1 protein-coding gene is annotated in these 1,148 nt (G+C 45.9%); it reads left to right on the top strand.

The features are described 5' to 3' along the window. Positions 1-1,148 (top strand): Ig-like domain-containing protein (locus FLACHUCJ7_RS00005; RefSeq protein WP_180907445.1); only part of this gene is annotated, 1,148 nt, incomplete at both ends.

Here is a 1,148-nt window from a genome sequence, read left to right as displayed (position 1 = left end):
TGATTACCGTAACGGCAGTCAATGATGCTCCAGTTGCCGTAAACGATACTTACACTGTTGCCGAAGACGGTACATTGACACTAACTCCGCTTGCTTTGGATACTGATGCTGACGGCGATACGCTGACCATTACGTCTATCAACGGAACAACTTTAACCGGAGGTGTTCAGACTATATCGGTTACTAGCGGGACAGTAAATATCTCTGCTACGGGCGTAATTACGTTTACTCCTTCAGCGGACTTTAATTCGGCTACCGCGATCAGTATTCCGTATGTGATTACAGACGGTACTGCGACTGCTACAGCCAATGAACTGATTACCGTAACGGCAGTCAATGACGCACCAGTTGCTGTAAACGATATTTACACTGTTGCCGAAGATGGAACAGTGACATTCACCCCATTGGCACTGGATACGGATGTTGACGGCGATACGCTGACAATTGTATCTATCAACGGAACAACTTTAACCGGAGGTGTTCAGACTATATCGGTTACCAATGGAACAGTAAATATCTCCACTACGGGCGTAATTACGTTTACCCCTTCAGCGAATTTTAATTCGGCTACCGCAATCAGCATTCCGTATGTGATTACAGACGGAACTGCTACAGCTACAGCCAACGAACTGATTACAGTTACTCCGGTCAATGACGCGCCTGTTGCTGTAAACGATATTTATACTGTTGCCGAAGACGGTACAGTGACACTGACCCCATTGACACTGGATACAGATGTTGACGGTGATACGCTGACCATTGTATCTATCAACGGAACCATTCTGACAGGAACAACCCAAACAATAGTGGTTACTAGCGGAACAGTAAATATCTCCGCTACGGGCGTAATCACGTTTACCCCTTCAGCGAACTTTAATTCGGCTACCGCAATCAGTATTCCGTATGTGATTACAGACGGAACTGCTACAGCTACAGCCAACGAATTGATTACCGTAACGGCAGTCAATGATGCTCCAGTTGCCGTAAACGATACTTACACTGTTGCCGAAGACGGTACATTGACACTAACTCCGCTTGCTTTGGATACTGATGCTGACGGCGATACGCTGACCATTACGTCTATCAACGGAACAACTTTAACCGGAGGTGTTCAGACAATAGCTGTTACCAATGGAACAGTAAATATC

It is taken from the genome of Flavobacterium salmonis (assembly GCF_903819435.1).
Taxonomy (GTDB): domain Bacteria; phylum Bacteroidota; class Bacteroidia; order Flavobacteriales; family Flavobacteriaceae; genus Flavobacterium; species Flavobacterium chungangense.
Note: the sequence above shows the minus strand (reverse complement) of the source record. Positions and strands in the feature narration are given on the sequence as shown.